The following is a 16,830-nucleotide window of genomic DNA, read 5'->3' on the forward strand; positions in this document are numbered from 1 at the left end:
GGGAGGGATCCCGCGGTGCCGTTTTTTTGCAAGGCAAAAATATACAGGCAGAACGATGGAAACCTTTATTCAACAGCTGCTGAACGGCCTGGTGCTGGGCAGCATGTATGCGCTGGTCGCGCTCGGCTACACGATGGTGTACGGCGTGCTCAACCTGATCAACTTCGCCCACGGCGACGTGCTGATGATCGGCGCCATGATCGGCCTGACGATCCTGCAATTGCTCGAGGCGACTATTCCCGGCCTGCCAGGCTATGTCCAGCTGGCGGCCGCCATCGTCGGCGCGATTCCCCTCACCATGCTTGTCAGCATCCTGATCGAGCGCGTCGCCTACCGCCGCCTGCGCCATGCGCCGCGCCTGGCGCCCCTGATCACGGCGATCGGCGTCTCGATCCTGCTACAGACCTTCGCCATGATGATCTGGGGCCGCAGCCCGCTCCCGTTCCCGCAACTGCTGTCGTCCGAACCGATCATGGTCGGCGGCGCCATGATCTCGCAGACGCAAGTGCTGCTGCTGGTGCTGGCGGCCGTCGCCATGGGCGCCCTGGTGCTGCTGGTCGAGCGCACCAAGATGGGCCGCGCGATGCGCGCCGTGGCCGAAAACCCGCGCGTGGCCGGCCTGATGGGCGTGGACGCGAACCGCGTGATCGTCGCCACCTTCGCCATCGGCGCCGCGCTGGCGGCCGTCGCCGGCGTGATGTGGGGCGCCAACTACGCCTCGATCACCTTCACCATGGGCGTGCTGCCGGGCCTGAAGGCCTTCTGCGCCGCGGTGCTGGGCGGGATCGGCAACATCTATGGCGCCATGCTCGGCGGCCTGCTGCTGGGGATCATCGAGGCGCTCGGCGCCGGCTACATCGGCGACCTGACCGGCGGCTTCCTCGGCAGCCACTACCAGGACATCTTCGCCTTCGTGGTGCTGATCCTGGTCCTGACCCTGCGCCCGTCCGGCATCATGGGCGAACGCGTGGCCGACCGCGCCTGACGGGAGCACACCATGGCACTCCTGACCTTCGACACCCAGCACAAGCCGCGCCAGGCCGCCATCAGCATGGCGGCGGTGCTGATCCTGATGCTGATCTTCCCCTTCGTCGCTTCGGAGTATGGCAATTCGTGGGTGCGCATCATCGACATCGCGCTGCTGTACATCATGCTGGCGCTGGGCCTGAACATCGTGGTCGGCTTCGCCGGCCTGCTCGACCTGGGCTATATCGCCTTCTTCGCGGTCGGCGCCTACCTGGTCGGCCTGTTCTCGTCGCCGCAGTTCGCGGCGCTGCTCGAATCGCTCATCTATTATTCGCCGGCGATCGGCGAAGCGCTGGTGGCCTTCTTCGGTCCCGGGATCGCAGAGAATGGCATCCACCTGTCGCTGTGGGCCATCGTGCCGCTGGCGGCGCTGTGCGCCGCGCTGTGCGGCGCGCTGCTGGGCGCCCCGACCCTCAAGCTGCGCGGCGACTACCTCGCCATCGTGACGCTGGGCTTCGGCGAGATCATCCGCATCTTCATGAACAACCTGAACGACCCGATCAACTTCACCAACGGGCCGCAGGGCATCAATATGATCGACCCGATCCGCGTGTTCGGGGTGTCGCTGGCGGGCGAGCCGGGTTCGGGCGCCAACGTCATGATCGGCGACTATGCGATGCCGTCGGTGAACGCCTATTACTTCCTGTTCCTGGCCATGGTGATCGCGACGATCTTCATCACCGGCCGCCTGCAGCATTCGCGCCTGGGCCGGGCCTGGGTGGCGATCCGCGAGGACGAGATCGCGGCCAAGGCGATGGGCATCAATACCCGCAACGTCAAGCTGCTGGCCTTCGCCATGGGCGCGTCGTTCGGCGGCGTGGCCGGCGCGATGTTCGGCGCCTTCCAGGGTTTCGTGTCGCCCGAGTCGTTCTCGCTGACCGAGTCGATCGCGGTGCTGGCGATGGTGGTCCTGGGCGGCATCGGCCACATCCCGGGCGTGGTGCTGGGCGGCGTGCTGCTGGCCGCCTTGCCCGAGGTGCTGCGCCACGTGGTCGATCCGCTTCAACAGGCCGTGTTCGGCAAGGTGATCGTCGAGGCCGAGGTGCTGCGCCAGTTGCTGTACGGCCTGGCCCTGGTGCTGATCATGCTGATCCGCCCGGCAGGCCTGTGGCCGTCGCCCAACCGGGAAGAGCGTCCCAACGCCGCCCTGGCGCGCGAGGAAGATGAAGCGCCCGCCGCGTGATGAGTGAGCAGAACATGAACCAACAAGTCCTCCTGAACATCCAGGGCGTCAATAAACGCTTCGGCGGCCTGCAGGCGCTGACCGACGTCGGCATCCGGATCATGCAGGGCCAGATCTATGGCCTGATCGGTCCCAATGGCGCCGGCAAGACCACCTTCTTCAACGTGATCACGGGCCTGTACCAGCCGGACAGCGGCACTTTCGAGCTGGCCGGCAAGCCGTATTCGCCGTCGGCGCCGCATGACGTGGCCAGGGCCGGCATCGCCCGCACCTTCCAGAACATCCGCCTGTTCGGCGAGATGAGCGCGCTCGAGAACGTGATGGTCGGACGCCATGTGCGCACGAAGCAGGGCGTGCTGGGCGCGATCCTGCGTCACAAGGCGGCGCGCGAGGAAGAATCCGCGATCCGCCTGCGCGCCCAGGAGCTGCTCGATTTCGTGGGCATCGGCCAATTCGCCAACCGCACCGCGAAATTCCTGTCCTACGGCGACCAGCGCCGCCTGGAAATCGCACGCGCGCTGGCCACCGATCCGCAACTGCTGGCGCTGGACGAACCGGCGGCCGGCATGAACGCCACCGAAAAGCTGGCGCTGCGCGAGCTGCTCGTGAAAATCAAGGCCGAGGGCCGGACCGTGCTGCTGATCGAGCACGACGTCAAGCTCATGATGGGCCTGTGCGACCGCATCACGGTGCTCGAATACGGCAAGCAGATCGCCGAAGGCCTGCCGGCCGAGATCCAGAAGAACCAGGCCGTGATCGACGCCTATCTTGGAGGTGCCCACTGATGCGTGATCCCGTTCTGAACATCGCCGGCCTGAAGGTCGCCTACGGCGGCATCAAGGCGGTCAAGGGCGTCGACCTCGAGGTGGCGAAAGGCGAGCTGGTGACGCTGATCGGCGCCAACGGCGCCGGCAAGACCACGACCCTGAAGGCCATCACCGGCACCCTTCCGCCGTGCAAGGTCGAGGGGTCGATCGAGTATCTCGGCCAGCCGCTGCGCGGCACGCAGTCGTTCCGGATGGTGCGCCAGAAGCTGGCCATGGTGCCGGAAGGGCGGGGCGTGTTCACCCGCATGTCGATCCACGAAAACCTGTTGATGGGCGCCTACACGCGCGACGACAAGGCCGCGATCGATGCCGACATCGAGAAGTGGTACACCGTCTTCCCGCGCCTGAAGGAACGCTCGGCCCAGCTGGCCGGCACCCTGTCGGGCGGAGAGCAGCAGATGCTGGCGATGGCGCGCGCATTGATGAGCCATCCGACCCTGCTGCTGCTGGACGAGCCATCGATGGGCCTGGCCCCGATCATGGTCGAGAAAATTTTTGAAGTGATCCGCGACGTGTCGCAGCAGGGCATCACGATCCTGCTGGTGGAACAGAACGCCAAGCTGGCGCTGCAGGCCGCGCACCGCGGCTACGTGATGGATTCGGGCGCGATCACCATGACCGGCAATGCGCGCGATATGTTGAACGATCCCCGGGTGCAGGCGGCCTATCTCGGCGAGTAGGATCGCTGGGCAGAAATGAAAAGGCCGGAGGCGCGATCGCGTCCCCGGCCTTTTATTTGACCAGTCGCAGCTTAGGCCGCAGCGGCAGCCGTGGCAGCGCTGGCAGCATTGCCAGCCTTCGCAGCAGTCGCAGAAAATTGCGACACGGCGGCGTTCATATTGCTTTCCAGCGCTTCGACCGCCTGCTTGGAGGTCTTGCTGAATTGCTCGTAGCCGGCGTTGGCGTTGCTGATCGCGGTCTTGACGGCGGCGACGAAGCTTTCCGAACCGGCCGGGGCGTTCTTGCTCACTTCGTCGACCAACGAGATGACCTTGCGGTTGGCTTCGACGATCTGGCTTTCGGCGGCTTTCGAGAACTCGGCGCCGGTGCCGGTGGCGATCGAGGCCAGCTGGCGGCTGTACGACAGGGCTTTCTCGGCGTTCGGCTGGGCTTGCGAAGCGGTCAGCGAGAAGAATTCTTGCGGGTCCTTGGCGCTCAGCAGCTGGCGAGCGGCGGCCGACGAATCTTCCAGGGTCGAACGTGCGGTGCTGATGTTCAGTTCAACCAGCTTCTCCACGCCTTCGAAGGTCTTCGAGGTCAGTGCCGAAAACAGGGCGAATTGGGATTCCAGGCTGGCCTTGGTGGCGTTCGAAAATTGTTCAGGGATTGCAAACATGTGGCTCTCCAAATATGTCGTTTCAAGAATGGACTATTGCTCTGTGAGACAGGTTCTTCATTAAAACGCGACGAAACTCTTTTTGTGCACCGCAACAGGGCAGATTTTCTGTCAGTTCGCTTCAAGGGTCAAGTGTTTTTGATGCGTTGCACCATCCACGATACATAATTTTCTTGAATGCATTTAATACAAGAAATGTCAATTGATCTGGCGCAAATCAGGTGCATCTTCCCGCCGGCCGGAACCCCATGGTAGAGAGCATGCTAGACTCGGCGCTTGCGATTTACGCATGAAGATCAATAAGTGCCGTGCACGATCACGGCGCAACGCCAGCACCATGTCGACCCACGCACCTTCCATCGCCGGCAGCGCCTGGCTGTCGCCCGTACCGCTGTTCTTCGTCTTCCTGTGGAGCACGGGGTTCATCGTCGCCAAGCTCGGCCTGCCATACGCGCCGCCGCTGACCTTCCTCATCGTGCGCTGCCTGGGCGTGCTGGCGGTGCTGCTGCCCCTGATGCTGCTCTGGCGCGCGCCATGGCCGCGTGGCCAGGCCCTGCACATCGCGGTCTCGGGCCTGTTGCTGCAGGCGGGCTACCTGGGCGGCGTGTGGGGTGCCATCAAGCTCGGCATGCCGGCGGGACTGACCGCCCTGATCGTCGGCATGCAGCCGATCCTCACCGCCGCCTGCGCGCCGCTGATCGGCGAACGGGTAAGGCCGATCCAGTGGCTGGGCCTGCTCCTCGGCCTGTCCGGCGTGGCCCTGGTGGTCTACGCCAAGCTGGGCCTGGCCGGCCTGTCGCCCGCCGCCCTCGGCCTGTGCGTGTTCGCGCTGCTCTGCATCACGGCCGGCACCATGTACCAGCGCCGCTTCTGTCCGCGCTTCGACCTGCGCAGCGGCACCGCTATCCAGTTCGGAGCCACGGTGCTGGTGCTGGCGCCGATCGCGGTGTGGCTGGAAGACCTCGATCCGGCATTCTCGAGCATCACCTGGAGCGCCGACTTCATCGTCGCCTGGTTGTGGTCGGTGTTCGCGCTGTCGATCGGCGCGATCTTTTTGCTGTTCAAACTCATCGGGCGCAGCCAGGCCACCGAGGTGACGAGCCTGATGTACCTGACCCCGGCCACCACGGCCATCATGGCCTGGCTGCTGTTCGGCGAAGCCTTCAACGCGCTCGGCCTGGTGGGCATGGCGGTGGCCGTCACCGGCGTCGCCTTCGTCGTGCGCAAACCACAGGAGACACCATGACCATCGAGAATCCCGGCCAGGCGGCGGTCGATGCCGCCATCACGTCGCGCCGTTCGATCCGCGCCTTCCTCGACAAGCCGGTCGCGCGCGAAGACATCGCCCGCATCCTGGACGTGGCGGCGCGCGCGCCGTCCGGCACCAATACCCAGCCATGGAAAGTCCACGTGCTGACCGGAGACGCGCGCGCGCGCCTGTCGGGCGCGATCCTGGCTGCGTATGCCGATCCCGCGCAGGCCGCCCAGCACCACGAGGAATATCCCTACTATCCGCGCGAATGGGTGTCGCCCTACATCGACCGGCGCCGCAAGGTCGGCTGGGATTTATATGGCCTGCTGGGCCTGACGCGCGATGACAAGGCGGGCATGGCGGCCCAGCACGGGCGCAACTTCGCCTTCTTCGATGCGCCGGTCGGGATGATCTTCACCATCGACCGCATCATGGAGCAGGGCTCCTGGCTCGACTACGGGATGTTCTTGCAGAACATCATGGTGGCGGCGCGTGCGCGCGGACTGGATACCTGCCCGCAAGCCGCTTTTACGCAGTATCATCGGATCATCGCGGCCGAACTGGGGCTGCCGGCGAGCGACATGGTCGTGTGCGGCATGGCGCTGGGCTGGGCCGATCCGGCGCGGGTCGAGAATACCCTGGAGACCGAGCGCGAACCCAGCCATGTGTTCGCCCGCTTCATGGACTAAAGTAACAAGTAATGATATCTCGTTGATATTAAACGAAAGTTTCGCAAGGCGAGAGTCTGTTGGTTTTTGCGGATTATTGCCGCACAGAATGTTCTTTTCTCTTGCGATCGGGCGTCGTTCCGCTACACTTCCATCTGTATCTCATCAGTTTGGTCCAGGGGCGTCTCGATGTTTAAACTTGCTTTGGCTGCAGTTGTCGCCACGTTGTTCGCTATTGCACCAATGCAGGCATCCGGTGCGGGGGCGGGCGCGGGTGCGGGCGCGACCGAACAGGCCCAGAAGTCCAAGTCTGCCAAGGCTACCAAGAAAAAGCCCAAGCGCAAGGCCAAAGCCAGGACCACCAGGAAGCGCAAGGAAGTCGCCAGCGCCGGCGACAATGGCCAGCGCATGGTGCGCCGGGTCCGGACCGTCAAGGGCAAGCGCGTCGTCACCTATCACCCGGCGCGTACCGCGGCGACAGGCGCCGTCGCAGTGGCCGCGGCGGCGACGGCCGGCGACAAGGCGGGGCTGCACAAGACCGACGATCCGTTGTCCCTGCGCTCCAGTGTCGCCTACGTGGTCGACCAGAACAGCGCCGAAGTGCTGTTCGAGAAGAACGCCAATGTCGCGCTGCCGATCGCCTCGATCACCAAGCTCATGACCGGCATGGTCGTGATGGAGGCCAAGCAAGACCTCGACGAGGTGCTGCGCGTCACCGACGCCGACGTCGACCGCCTGAAGTACAGCAGCTCGCGGCTGCCGGTCGGCGCACGCATGACGCGGCGCGAACTGCTGCACATCACCCTCATGAGTTCCGAGAACCGCGCCGCCTCGGCGCTGGGCCGCAACTACCCGGGCGGCATCGAGGCCTTCGTCGCCGCAATGAACGCCAAGGCGCGCCAACTGGGCATGATGGACACCCATTACGTCGATTCCAGCGGCCTGTCGAGCCGCAACGTCTCGAGCGCACGCGACCTCGTCAAGCTGGTGATGGCGGCCCATGAAGACCCGTTGCTGCGCGAGTTTTCGACCACGCCGAAATCGACCGTGACGGCCAGCGGCCGCACCATGCATTACGCGAACACCAACTACCTGGTGTCGCTGCCCGACTGGAACATCGGCCTGCAAAAGACCGGCTTCATCAACGAAGCGGGGCGCTGCCTGGTGATGCAGGCCATGATCCATGGCCGCAATGTGGTGATGGTGTTCCTGGATTCGAAAGGCAAGATGTCGCGCACGGCCGATGCCGGCCGCATCCGCCGCTGGATCGAATCGCTGCCGGACCGCATGGACGTCGACGCGGTGCGTGCGCCGACCATCACGGCCAGCGCGCGGGCATTGCCGCACTAGTTCCCGGCGCCGCTCTGGTGCGGGATGACTTGACTGCAAACCATCGCCGCGTGGGCGGCAAAGCCGCCCCCCTACAGGTTCGGCGCCGCCCGATACCCCAGCGTCGACGAAATCCGTGACGCCGTCTGCACCAGGTCTTCGAGCCAGTCTTCCTGTAAACGGTCGGCCGGCGCCGAGATCGACAATCCCGCCACCAGCTTGCCGCTGTCGTCATGGATGCCGGCCGCCATGCAGCGCACGCCCAGTTCCAGTTCCTCGTTGTCGCGCGCATAGCCGCGCGCCCGCACCAGGCTCAGTTCGCGTTCGAGCCGCGCCAGTTCGGTGATCGAATTGCGCGTGTGGCCCGACAGTCCCGTGCGGGTGGCATAGGCGCGGATCGCCTTGACGTCGTCCACCGACAAGAACAGCTTGCCGGTCGAGGTCAGGTGCAGCGGGCCGCGTCCGCCGATGGCGCGCACCACCTGCATGCCCGAGCGCTCCGAGAAGGCGCGGTCGATGTAGACGATCTCGTCACCCTGGCGCACCGACAGGTTGACCGTCTGCTGGGTCTTGCGGTGCAGGGCGCGCATGGCGTCGAGCGCCGCCTCGCGCACCGACAGCCGGCTCTTGACCACATTGCCCAGTTCCAGCAGGCGCATGCCGAGGCGGTAGGTGCCCGGCTCGACTCGGTCGACGAAGCGCGTGACGACCATGTCGTTGAGGATCCGGTGCGCGGTCGAGGGATGCAGGCCTGACACGCGCGCCAATTCCTTGAGGCTGACCGGGTCGGTATAGCTCGCCAACGCATCGAGCAGCGCCATCATGCGTTCGATGACCTGGATCGACGTCTTGGCTGGAGTAGGGGTTTCCATTTTCATGATGTGGTTGGTGCAGTGCAGTATCGTTCACTTTATACCATGATGTGAAAAGACCATGCAAACCGGCGGGTTGCATCGCGGGCCAACTTGCCACATGCTTGTGCGCGGACGGGGCATAATGTCGTTCCTGCATGTTGGAATGCCAAGAACGATGGAAAACCCGATCAGCGAATTCAAGACCTTGCGCGGCCTGGAGCGTCTCGGCGCCGCCTGTCGCAATACCTGGGACGGCCTGCGCTGGGCCTGGCGCAGCGAAGCGGCGTTCCGGCAAGAGGTCGTGGTGATCGTCATCGCCAGCGTGGTGGCGCTGCTGCTGCCGGTGTCCGGCTTCCAGAAGCTGGCCCTGATCGGCGTGCTGGTCGTGGTGCTGGTGGTCGAGCTGATCAATTCGGCGATCGAGGCGGTGGTCGACCGCGTCTCGCTGGAGCGCCATCCGCTGTCGAAGGCGGCCAAGGACCTGGGCAGCGCCGCGGTTGCGCTCACCCTGCTGCTGGCGGGGGCCACCTGGGCCGTCGTGCTGTACAACAGATTTGTTTGAAGCCATCCGTGTGGATGGCGCGTTTATTGAGTGCCGTCCCTGCCCACACCTGCGGGCGGCGCTATGTATGACTCAACCATGGAGAAGACTATGACCTTACGCCTCGGCGACACCGCTCCCGATTTCGAGCAGGATTCCAGCATCGGCAAGATCCGCTTCCACGAGTGGGCGGGCGATTCCTGGGTGGTGCTGTTCTCGCACCCGGCCGACTTCACGCCGGTGTGCACGACCGAACTCGGCCTGACCGCCAAGCTCAAGCCGGAATTCGACAAGCGCAACGTCAAGGCGATCGCGCTGTCAGTGGACCCGGCCGACAAGCATGTCGACTGGATCAAGGATATCGAAGAGACGCAGAAAACCGTGGTCGGTTTCCCGATCGTGGCCGATGCCGACCGTTCGGTCTCGACCCTGTACGACATGATCCATCCGGAGCAGTCGGCCACCGCCACCGTGCGCTCGCTGTTCGTGATCGACCCGAACAAGAAGATCCGCCTGACCATCACCTACCCGATGAGCACCGGCCGCAACTTCGACGAAGTGCTGCGCGTGATCGACGCCCTGCAGCTGACCGACGGCTATACCGTCGCCACGCCGGGCAACTGGAAGGATGGCGACAACGTCATCATCCCGCTGACCGTCACCGATCCCGACGTCATCAAGCAGAAGTATCCGAAAGGCTTCGAAGCGCCGCGCCCCTACCTGCGCCTGACGCCGCAGCCGAACAAGTAATCCCCCATTGCGCGGGCAGCGCTTGCCCGTGTGCAGTACAAGACGGCGAACCTGGGTTCGCCGTTTTTTCGTGGTGTCCCGGCAACAAACACGCCATGACCGTCGTCGTGGGACGAATATCTCTGCATAAGCAAATGAGAAAGCTGTCGTTTGGAAAACGGCGGCCCGCGCCTTACCCTGTGCTCCACAGGAGAGCTCGGCATGTCGATGACATATGTGATGGCAGGATTCGCGGTAGGTTTGTTGGTCGGCATGACCGGCGTCGGCGGCGGCTCGCTGATGACGCCCTTGCTGACCCTGCTGTTCGGCGTCTCGCCCTCGGTCGCGGTCGGCACCGACCTCGCCTTCGCCGCGATCACCAAGAGCGCAGGCACCATCACCCACCGCTTCACCCGCACCGTGCAATGGCAGATCGTCGGCCGCCTGTGCCTGGGCGCGTTGCCGGCGGCCGTGCTGGCGGCGATCGCGCTCAACCATTTCGGTGCGCTCAGCGAACAGCTCGGGCAGGTGATCCGCACCACGATCGCCGTCTCGGTGATGCTGACGGTGGTGGCGCTGCTGCTGCGCAGCCGCCTGCTGGCCTGGATCCACGCCCACCCGGAACGCCAGCTGCAGGGCCGGGCCCTGGCCGCCGCCACCATCATCGCGGGCGCCGTGCTGGGCGTGCTGGTGACGGTGTCCTCGATCGGCGCCGGCGCCATCGGCGCGACCTTGCTGGTGTTCCTGTATCCAAAGCTGAGCCCGGCCGAAGTGGCCGGCACCGACATCGCCTACGCGGTCCCGCTGACCGCCATCGCCGCGCTCGGCCATTGGTGGCTCGGCTCGATCGACTGGATGCTGCTGCTGACCCTGCTCGTCGGTTCGCTGCCCGGCATTACCCTCGGCGCCATGGCGGCGCGCGCCGTGCCGGAGCGCTTCTTGCGCGCCTTGCTGGCCACCACCCTGACGGCGGTTGCCGCCAAGCTGGTGCTGTAGATTGTGCTCGGCCAAATAGCGATTAGTGTCTATGCAAATAAGTATTCTTTCGTTTGCTTTATGAATATAGCGTGAGAATATTCGAGTCCGATAGAAGAATTTGTAATAAGGACTCGCATGACTTCGCTTGCATTGCCGGGCAACGCGGCAGCGCACAAGCCAGCCAAAAAGCCGGGCCGGGTCATCCCCGGCTTCGGCATTTCGCTCGGCTTCACGCTGTTCTACCTGGCGCTGATCGTCCTCATCCCGCTGTCGGCGGTGTTCCTCAATACCTCCACCATGAGCTGGGCCGATTTCTGGGCCACCGTCACGTCCGAACGCGTGATGGCGTCCTATCGCCTGAGTTTCGGCGCCTCGCTGATCGCCGCCGCCATCAACGTCGTCTTCGGCGGCATCGTGGCCTGGGCGCTGGTGCGCTACCAGTTCCCCGGCAAGCGCTTCATCGACGCCCTGGTCGACCTGCCGTTCGCCCTGCCGACCGCGGTGGCCGGCATCACGCTCACCGCGCTGTATTCGCATAATGGCTGGATCGGCCAGTACCTGGATCCGCTGGGCATCAAGGTCGCGTTTTCTCCGCTGGGCGTGGTGGTGGCGCTGACCTTCATCGGCCTGCCGTTCGTCGTGCGCACGGTGCAGCCGGTGCTCGAGGAAGCCGAGCGCGAACTCGAGGAAGCCGCCGCCAGCCTGGGCGCGCCGCCGCTGCAGACCTTCATCCGCGTGGTGCTGCCGACCATCGTGCCGGCGCTGCTGACCGGCTTTGCGCTGGCTTTCGCCCGCGCCACCGGAGAGTACGGTTCCGTCATCTTCATCGCCGGCAACCTGCCGATGGTGTCCGAGATCACGCCGCTCCTGATCATCTCCAAGCTGGAGCAGTACGACTACGCCGGCGCGACCGCGATCGCGGTGGTGATGCTGGTGTTCTCCTTCATCCTGCTGCTGGCGATTAACCTGCTTCAGGCGTGGACGCGCAAACGGGCGGGCAAGGCATGAGCGCGGTCCTCGACAAGGTGGCGCAGCCGGCCGGGCGCCCGGCCAGCGACAAGCGTCTCGACACCAGCGTGCTCGAGCCGCGCTGGGTGCGCGCGGCGCTGATCGCCGTCGCGCTGATCTTCCTGACGCTGTTCCTGTTCATCCCGCTGGCGGCGGTGTTCACCGAGGCGCTCAACAAGGGATGGGAGCTGTACGTCGAATCGATCCTGGATCCGGACGCGGTGTCGGCGATCAAGCTGACCCTGATCGCCGCCGCGATCTCGGTGCCGCTGAACCTGGTGTTCGGCGTGGCGGCGGCGTGGGCCATCGCCAAGTTCGAATTCAGGGGCAAGAGCATCCTGCTGACCCTGATCGACCTGCCGTTCTCGATCTCGCCGGTGATCGCGGGCCTGATGTACGTGCTGCTGTTCGGCGCCTCGGGCTGGTTCGGCCCATGGCTGGCGGAACACGACATCAAGATCCTGTTCGCGGTGCCGGGCATCGTGCTGGCGACCGTGTTCATCACCTTCCCGTTCGTGGCGCGCGAGCTGATCCCGCTGATGCAGCAGCAGGGCACCGAGGAAGAAGAAGCCGCGCTGGTGCTGGGCGCCTCTGGCTGGTCGACCTTCTGGCGCGTGACGATGCCGAACATCAAATGGGGCCTCCTGTACGGCGTGATCCTGTGTAACGCCCGCGCCATGGGCGAATTCGGCGCGGTGTCGGTGGTGTCAGGTCACATCCGCGGCGAGACCAACACGATGCCGCTGCACGTCGAGATCCTCTACAACGAATACAACTTCACGGCCGCCTTCGCCGTCGCATCGCTGCTGGCGCTGCTCGCCCTGGTGACCCTGGCCGTCAAGTCCTTTATCGAATGGCGCCTCCACGAAGCCCGCAAGGCTTCGTCGGACGCCCCTCACTGAAACACGCCGGAGCCACGCATGACGATCGAAGTCCAACATATCCGCAAGCAGTTCGGCCAGTTCACGGCGCTCGACGACGTGTCGCTGCAGTTCCCCGACGGCGAGCTGACCGCCTTGCTGGGCCCTTCGGGCTGCGGCAAGACCACGCTGCTGCGCATCATCGCCGGCCTGGAATATCCGGATTCGGGCAGCGTGCTGCTCGACGGCCAGGATTCCTCGCACCGCCACGTGCGCGAGCGCCAGGTCGGTTTCGTGTTCCAGCACTACGCGCTGTTCAAGCACATGACCGTGTTCGAGAACGTCGCCTTCGGCCTGCGCGTGAAACCGCGCAAGGATCGTCCGAGCGAATCGCAGATCCGCGAGAAGGTGAAGAAACTGCTCGAGCTGGTTCAGCTCGACTGGATCGCCGACCGCTATCCGCCGCAGCTGTCGGGCGGCCAGCGCCAGCGCATCGCCCTGGCGCGCGCGCTCGCGGTCGAGCCGCGCGTGCTGCTGCTGGATGAACCCTTTGGCGCGCTCGACGCCAAGGTGCGCAAGGAATTGCGCCGCTGGCTGCGCCGCCTGCACGACGACCTGCACGTGACCTCGATCTTCGTCACCCACGACCAGGAAGAAGCGCTGGAAGTGGCCGACCAGGTGGTCTTGATGAACAAGGGCCGCGTCGAGCAGCTGGGCAGCCCGGACCAGGTGTACAACAACCCGGCCTCGCCCTTCGTCTACGGCTTCCTGGGCAACGTCAACCTGTTCCACGGCCGCATCCATGAAGGCGTGCTGGCCAGCGGCGAGATGAACTTCCAGGCCCCGCAGCACGCGGGTGTGCGCGACGGCGCCGGCATCGGCTACGTGCGTCCGCACGATCTCGACGTCGAGCGCTATACGCCGGGCGCCGAAGGCGTGGTGGCCAAGCTGCGCCGCGCGCATGCGATCGGCCCGCTGGCCCAGCTCGACCTGGAGCGCGCCGACAACCAGCAGCTGATCGAGGCGGTGATGCCGAACGAGCGCTTCGCCAGCCTGGGCCTCAAGGAGGGCGAGACGCTTGTCGTGCGTCCGCGTCGTATCGAAGTCTTCGTCGACGAAGGAAATGCCATATGAACTTCCAGCAGCTGCGCTCGGTCCGTGAAGCGGCCCGCCGCGATTTCAATTTGACCGAAGTGGCCAACGCCCTGTTCACCTCGCAGCCGGGCGTGTCGCGCCAGATCCGCGAGCTCGAAGAGGAGCTGGGCGTGGTCATCTTCGAGCGTAACGGCAAGCGCCTGACCGGCCTGACGCCGCCAGGCAAGGGCATCCTGCGCATCGTCGAGAAGCTGCTGGTCGAAGCCGAGAACCTGCAGCAGGCCAGCCGCGAATACGCGGCCCAGGACAGCGGCACGCTCACGGTCGCCGTCACCCACACCCAGGCGCGCTATGCGCTGCCGCAGGTGGTGCAGTCGTTCCGCGCCGCCTTCCCCAATGTGCGCATCGCCCTGCAGCAAAGCGCGCCGGAACACATCGCCGAATGGGTGGCGTCGGGCAAGGCCGACATCGGGATCGCGACCGAGGGCCTGTCGGCCTTCCCCGACCTGGTGTCCTTCCCGTGCTACCGCTGGAGCCACCTGATCGTGGCGCCCGAGGGGCACCCGATCTTCTCGAGCGGCTCGCCGCTGCGCCTGGAAGACCTGGCCGAGCACCCCCTGATCACCTACGACGTCGGCTTCACGGGCCGCAGCCACATCGACGCGGCCTTCGTCGAAGCCGGGCTGGCGCCGGACATCGTGCTCACCGCGATGGATTCGGACGTCATCAAGCAGTACGTGTCGCTGGGACTGGGCGTGGGCATCGTGGCCTCGATGGCCTTCGACCATGGCCGCGACAAGGGCCTGCGCGCGATCGAAGCCTCGCACCTGTTCGCCCAGAACGTGACGCGCCTGGCGGTGCGCCGCGGCAGCTATCTGCGCGCGTATGCCTTCCACTTCATCGAGCGCTTCGCCCAGGGTTATACGCGGGCGGATATCGAGAAGGCGATCGCGACGGCGGAATGAAGAAACGGGGCGACGCCCCGTTTTGTTGATGGCGCTGTACCCGTTAGATATGGATGAGCATTGAACTGCTGAGCTGACCCGCGGTCCAACCCCGGTTGTCATCGATCGGGAGCGCGCAATGAAAGCGCCGGAGTTTGCGAAGCTGTTCAACGGGTTGCCGCTGCTGAACCAGCGGCAGCGGCAGCAGGTGCTCGCCGTCCTGCATCCGGCAGCCGGGCTCGACCGAGTGATCGCCCTCATCGGCGAGATCCGGTCAAAGGAGCGCTGCTGCCCGGATTGCGGCTGCGAGCGTTGTCACCGCCATGGCCGGGCCAACGGCCTGCAACGCTTTCGCTGCCGCGCGTGCGGCCGCACCTTCAACGACCTGACCGGCACGCCGCTGGCGCGGCTCAGGCACAAGGACAAGTGGCTCGACTACCTGGACACGATGCTCGATTCCCGCACGGTCCGTTCTGCGGCCAAGCGGGTCGGCGTGCACCCGAACACGACGTTTCGCTGGCGCCACCGCTTCCTTGAGCGGGTCAAGGACGACCGGCCCGAGCGCCTGGCCGGCATCGTCGAGGCCGACGAGATGTTCCTGCTCGAATCGCAGAAGGGGTCGCGCAAGCTCCATCGCCCTCCGCGCGAACGCGGTGGCAGGGCCGCCCTGCGCGGCATTTCACGTCACCTCGACTGCATCCTGGTGGCGCGCGACCGCAGCGGACAGACCATCGATGCCGTCACCGGCCGCGGCGCCTTGAAGGTGACCCAACTGATCAAGCACCTGCTGCCGAAACTCGATTCGCAAGCGCTGCTGGTCACCGACGCCAACGCCGCCTACCGCGCCTTCGCCCAAGCCCATGGCATTGCGCATCAGGCCGTCAATCTCAGCGCCGGCGAGCGGGTGCGCAGCGGCGTCGAGGGCGCGATCCATGTTCAACATGTGAACGCTTATCATCGGCGCTTCAAGGAATGGCTGGCGCGCTTCCATGGCGTGGCGTCGCGCTCGCTACCCAACTACCTTGGCTGGCATTGGGCGATCGATGGTGGGAGGGTCACTTCCGTCGAGCAATTGCTGCGTATCGCATTCAAGGTCATCAACAGATAACGATGACAGCGCCTTGTTTATTGTCCTTGTTTATTGTCCCGGTTTATTGGCCAGGATTGGTGATCCGTCCGTGGATCTCATTGATCCGTTTGACCACCTCATCACCGAGCACGATCTCGGCCGCATCGATGTTTTCCCCGAGCTGCGCCAGCGTCGTCGCCCCGACGATGGTCGAGCCCATGAACCAGCGCGAATAGCACCAGGCCAGCGCCATCTGCGCCGGCGTCAAGCCGTGCTCGCGCGCGAGCGCCGCATACTCGCGGGTGGCCTCGAACACGCTCGGCCGCAGATAACGCGGACTCCAGGTCGGCGGATAGATCGTCAGGCGGCCGCGCGCCTGCGGGTCGTCGACGTACTTGGCGCTCAGCTGGCCGAAGGCGAGCGGGCTGTAGGCCAGCAGGCTCACGTCTTCTCGGTAGCAGACTTCGTCCAGCAAGGTGGACTCGAAGGCGCGCGCCGTCAGGTTGTACAGATTCTGGATGGTGGCGATGCGCGGCAGGCCGTGGAGTTCGGCCTGCTTGATGAATTCGCACACGCCCCACGGGCTTTCGTTCGACACGCCGATGTGGCGGATCTTGCCCTCCTTGACCAGGTCGGCCAGGGCGCGCAGGGTATCCTCGATCGCCACGCCGTCGCGTTCCTTGCGCGGATCGAACTGATTGGCGCCGAAGATCGGCACGTTGCGGCTCGGCCAGTGCAGCTGGTAGAGGTCGATGTAGTCGGTCTGCAGGCGCCGCAGGCTGGCGTCGACGGCGGCGCGCAGGTTGGCGGCGTCGTGGTTGTGCTTCGCGCCGCGGATCCAGGCCTGGTTGCCGTTCGGGCCGGCGATCTTGGTCGCCAGCACCAGCTTGTCGCGACCGCCGCGCGCCTTGAGCCAGGAGCCGATGAAGCGCTCGGTCGAACCCTGGGTCGCCGCGTTCGGCGGCACCGGATACAACTCGGCGGTATCGATGAAGTTGATGCCGCGCCCGAGGGCGTAATCGAGTTGAGCGTGCGCTTCCTGCTCGGTATTCTGCTCGCCGAAGGTCATCGTGCCGAGGCAGACGGTGCTCACCTCGAGGTCGGTGCGGCCCAGCTTCTTGCGCTGCATGC

General features: G+C 65.2%; 18 protein-coding genes. 15 read left to right on the plus strand and 3 right to left on the minus strand.

What is annotated here, in order from left to right; translation table 11 throughout:
- Positions 1-55: 55 nt before the first annotated feature.
- From DIR46_RS18860 to DIR46_RS18875, 4 genes are read left to right on the plus strand one after another with little or no spacing between them, the layout of a single operon-like run.
- Positions 56-985 carry a branched-chain amino acid ABC transporter permease gene (locus DIR46_RS18860; protein WP_109346607.1) on the plus strand — a complete coding sequence of 310 codons (930 nt, stop codon included), beginning with the start codon at positions 56-58 and terminating at the stop codon, positions 983-985.
- Between the two features lie 12 nt (positions 986-997).
- The gene (locus tag DIR46_RS18865) at positions 998-2,209 is read left to right on the plus strand and encodes an ABC transporter permease subunit (RefSeq protein ID WP_109346608.1); all 1,212 of its coding nucleotides are present in this window, start codon (positions 998-1,000) and stop codon (positions 2,207-2,209) included.
- Between the two features lie 14 nt (positions 2,210-2,223).
- A complete protein-coding gene (locus tag DIR46_RS18870) occupies positions 2,224-2,994 on the plus strand; it encodes an ABC transporter ATP-binding protein (RefSeq protein ID WP_109348071.1) in 771 nt (256 codons plus the stop codon).
- Positions 2,994-3,716: an ABC transporter ATP-binding protein gene (locus DIR46_RS18875; RefSeq protein ID WP_109346609.1), complete on the plus strand. Its 723-nt coding sequence runs from the start codon at positions 2,994-2,996 to the stop codon at positions 3,714-3,716. Before DIR46_RS18870 ends, DIR46_RS18875 begins: the two co-directional genes overlap by 1 nt.
- Positions 3,717-3,787: 71 nt before the next feature.
- On the opposite strand, the gene DIR46_RS18880 is transcribed toward DIR46_RS18875, so the two are convergent.
- Positions 3,788-4,372, minus strand: a complete 585-nt coding sequence (locus DIR46_RS18880; RefSeq protein WP_109346610.1) for a phasin family protein — start codon at positions 4,370-4,372, stop codon at positions 3,788-3,790.
- A 337-nt stretch (positions 4,373-4,709) separates the two neighbouring features.
- Here DIR46_RS18880 and DIR46_RS18885 point away from each other — a divergent pair, with 337 nt between their 5' ends.
- From DIR46_RS18885 to pbpG, 3 genes are all read left to right on the plus strand, one after another.
- Positions 4,710-5,618: a DMT family transporter gene (locus tag DIR46_RS18885; RefSeq protein ID WP_109346611.1), complete on the plus strand. Its 909-nt coding sequence runs from the start codon at positions 4,710-4,712 to the stop codon at positions 5,616-5,618.
- Positions 5,615-6,313: a nitroreductase gene (locus tag DIR46_RS18890; protein WP_109346612.1), complete on the plus strand. Its 699-nt coding sequence runs from the start codon at positions 5,615-5,617 to the stop codon at positions 6,311-6,313. The genes DIR46_RS18885 and DIR46_RS18890 overlap by 4 nt, the downstream gene beginning before the upstream one ends.
- 222 nt (positions 6,314-6,535) lie before the next feature.
- On the plus strand, positions 6,536-7,642 hold the full coding sequence (gene pbpG / locus DIR46_RS18895) for a D-alanyl-D-alanine endopeptidase (RefSeq protein WP_109346613.1): 1,107 nt from the start codon (positions 6,536-6,538) through the stop codon (positions 7,640-7,642).
- Positions 7,643-7,713: 71 nt separating this feature from the next.
- On the opposite strand, the gene DIR46_RS18900 is transcribed toward pbpG, so the two are convergent.
- Entirely contained in the window at positions 7,714-8,499 is a 786-nt protein-coding gene (locus DIR46_RS18900) for an IclR family transcriptional regulator (protein ID WP_109346614.1), read from the minus strand.
- Between the two features lie 151 nt (positions 8,500-8,650).
- Between DIR46_RS18900 and DIR46_RS18905 the strand changes: the two genes are divergently transcribed.
- From DIR46_RS18905 to DIR46_RS18940, 8 genes are all read left to right on the plus strand, one after another.
- On the plus strand, positions 8,651-9,037 hold the full coding sequence (locus DIR46_RS18905) for a diacylglycerol kinase (RefSeq protein WP_205289004.1): 387 nt from the start codon (positions 8,651-8,653) through the stop codon (positions 9,035-9,037).
- Between the two features lie 90 nt (positions 9,038-9,127).
- Positions 9,128-9,766 (plus strand): peroxiredoxin, encoded by a 639-nt coding sequence (locus tag DIR46_RS18910; protein ID WP_109346616.1) that lies wholly within the window; start codon positions 9,128-9,130, stop codon positions 9,764-9,766.
- Positions 9,767-9,967: 201 nt separating this feature from the next.
- Entirely contained in the window at positions 9,968-10,741 is a 774-nt protein-coding gene (locus DIR46_RS18915) for a sulfite exporter TauE/SafE family protein (protein ID WP_109346617.1), read from the plus strand.
- Between the two features lie 117 nt (positions 10,742-10,858).
- A complete protein-coding gene (gene cysT / locus DIR46_RS18920) occupies positions 10,859-11,731 on the plus strand; it encodes a sulfate ABC transporter permease subunit CysT (RefSeq protein ID WP_109346618.1) in 873 nt (290 codons plus the stop codon).
- Complete coding sequence (gene cysW / locus DIR46_RS18925; protein ID WP_109346619.1) at positions 11,728-12,633, plus strand: sulfate ABC transporter permease subunit CysW; 906 nt, start codon at positions 11,728-11,730, stop codon at positions 12,631-12,633. The genes cysT and cysW overlap by 4 nt, the downstream gene beginning before the upstream one ends.
- A gap of 18 nt (positions 12,634-12,651) precedes the next feature.
- Positions 12,652-13,725: a sulfate/molybdate ABC transporter ATP-binding protein gene (locus DIR46_RS18930; RefSeq protein WP_109346620.1), complete on the plus strand. Its 1,074-nt coding sequence runs from the start codon at positions 12,652-12,654 to the stop codon at positions 13,723-13,725.
- Entirely contained in the window at positions 13,722-14,651 is a 930-nt protein-coding gene (locus DIR46_RS18935) for a CysB family HTH-type transcriptional regulator (protein ID WP_109346621.1), read from the plus strand. The genes DIR46_RS18930 and DIR46_RS18935 overlap by 4 nt, the downstream gene beginning before the upstream one ends.
- A 118-nt stretch (positions 14,652-14,769) precedes the next feature.
- Positions 14,770-15,738, plus strand: a complete 969-nt coding sequence (locus DIR46_RS18940) for an IS1595 family transposase (protein WP_109346622.1) — start codon at positions 14,770-14,772, stop codon at positions 15,736-15,738.
- A gap of 43 nt (positions 15,739-15,781) precedes the next feature.
- Here the strand turns inward: DIR46_RS18940 and DIR46_RS18945 are convergent, their stop codons facing one another.
- Positions 15,782-16,828 (minus strand): aldo/keto reductase, encoded by a 1,047-nt coding sequence (locus DIR46_RS18945; RefSeq protein WP_109346623.1) that lies wholly within the window; start codon positions 16,826-16,828, stop codon positions 15,782-15,784.
- Positions 16,829-16,830 lie beyond the last annotated feature (2 nt).

It is taken from the genome of Massilia oculi (genome assembly GCF_003143515.1).
Classification (GTDB): Bacteria; Pseudomonadota; Gammaproteobacteria; order Burkholderiales; family Burkholderiaceae_D; genus Telluria; species Telluria oculi.

Excerpts from the sequence above, each read along its gene's own strand:
- DIR46_RS18905 (WP_205289004.1), top strand. The coding sequence starts at position 8,651 with ATGGAAAACCCGATCAGCGAATTCAAGACCTTGCGCGGCCTGGAGCGT.
- DIR46_RS18915 (WP_109346617.1), top strand. The coding sequence starts at position 9,968 with ATGTCGATGACATATGTGATGGCAGGATTCGCGGTAGGTTTGTTGGTC.
- DIR46_RS18860 (WP_109346607.1), top strand. The coding sequence starts at position 56 with ATGGAAACCTTTATTCAACAGCTGCTGAACGGCCTGGTGCTGGGCAGC.
- DIR46_RS18935 (WP_109346621.1), top strand. The coding sequence starts at position 13,722 with ATGAACTTCCAGCAGCTGCGCTCGGTCCGTGAAGCGGCCCGCCGCGAT.
- DIR46_RS18885 (WP_109346611.1), top strand. The coding sequence starts at position 4,710 with ATGTCGACCCACGCACCTTCCATCGCCGGCAGCGCCTGGCTGTCGCCC.
- DIR46_RS18890 (WP_109346612.1), top strand. The coding sequence starts at position 5,615 with ATGACCATCGAGAATCCCGGCCAGGCGGCGGTCGATGCCGCCATCACG.
- cysW (WP_109346619.1), top strand. The coding sequence starts at position 11,728 with ATGAGCGCGGTCCTCGACAAGGTGGCGCAGCCGGCCGGGCGCCCGGCC.
- cysT (WP_109346618.1), top strand. The coding sequence starts at position 10,859 with ATGACTTCGCTTGCATTGCCGGGCAACGCGGCAGCGCACAAGCCAGCC.
- DIR46_RS18870 (WP_109348071.1), top strand. The coding sequence starts at position 2,224 with ATGAACCAACAAGTCCTCCTGAACATCCAGGGCGTCAATAAACGCTTC.
- DIR46_RS18880 (WP_109346610.1), bottom strand. The coding sequence starts at position 4,372 with ATGTTTGCAATCCCTGAACAATTTTCGAACGCCACCAAGGCCAGCCTG.
- DIR46_RS18865 (WP_109346608.1), top strand. The coding sequence starts at position 998 with ATGGCACTCCTGACCTTCGACACCCAGCACAAGCCGCGCCAGGCCGCC.
- DIR46_RS18875 (WP_109346609.1), top strand. The coding sequence starts at position 2,994 with ATGCGTGATCCCGTTCTGAACATCGCCGGCCTGAAGGTCGCCTACGGC.
- DIR46_RS18910 (WP_109346616.1), top strand. The coding sequence starts at position 9,128 with ATGACCTTACGCCTCGGCGACACCGCTCCCGATTTCGAGCAGGATTCC.
- DIR46_RS18945 (WP_109346623.1), bottom strand. The coding sequence starts at position 16,828 with ATGCAGCGCAAGAAGCTGGGCCGCACCGACCTCGAGGTGAGCACCGTC.
- DIR46_RS18940 (WP_109346622.1), top strand. The coding sequence starts at position 14,770 with ATGAAAGCGCCGGAGTTTGCGAAGCTGTTCAACGGGTTGCCGCTGCTG.
- DIR46_RS18900 (WP_109346614.1), bottom strand. The coding sequence starts at position 8,499 with ATGAAAATGGAAACCCCTACTCCAGCCAAGACGTCGATCCAGGTCATC.
- DIR46_RS18930 (WP_109346620.1), top strand. The coding sequence starts at position 12,652 with ATGACGATCGAAGTCCAACATATCCGCAAGCAGTTCGGCCAGTTCACG.
- pbpG (WP_109346613.1), top strand. The coding sequence starts at position 6,536 with ATGCAGGCATCCGGTGCGGGGGCGGGCGCGGGTGCGGGCGCGACCGAA.